General features: G+C 55.5%; 1 pseudogene. It reads right to left on the bottom strand.

The features are described 5' to 3' along the window. Positions 1-141: 141 nt before the first annotated feature. A pseudogene (locus tag B3Z49_RS17215) lies at positions 142-420 on the bottom strand (translation-associated GTPase); the annotation flags it as partial.

The following is a 420-nucleotide window of genomic DNA, read 5'->3' as shown; positions in this document are numbered from 1 at the left end:
GCCCGGGCGTTTCAGCCTTTCGGGGGGACACCGAAAGGCGCAAGATGCCGGGGGACATAGCGACCGGGGAAGGTCATATGTTCTCTCCGATGGAGGGGAGAGATGCATCCTGCGGGGAGATCGTGGTCTTGTCTTCTTTGGTCAGGTCGTGCTTTGGGTTGCGGGCGTATTTGCCGTCGCAGCAAGCCGTTTCGTCTTTGCGGCGTGGCGGTGTTTTGAAGCTGTTATCTGGATAATCCCGATCATCACCAAAAGGGAAGAGATCCAGAACACACTGTCATGAGTTGGCGTCGGTGTGAGGTCGAATTTGGCGGCCAGCATCTCAAGACCCAAAAGGACAAAGGGCAGGATGCTTGTCGACAGGATGTATTTCTCGACCCCGGCAATCTTGATGGATCGAAGGGTTAAAACCATTGCCGG

It is taken from the genome of Thalassospira sp. UBA1131 (genome assembly GCF_002311515.1).
Classification (GTDB): Bacteria; Pseudomonadota; Alphaproteobacteria; order Rhodospirillales; family Thalassospiraceae; genus Thalassospira.
Note: the sequence above shows the minus strand (reverse complement) of the source record. Positions and strands in the feature narration are given on the sequence as shown.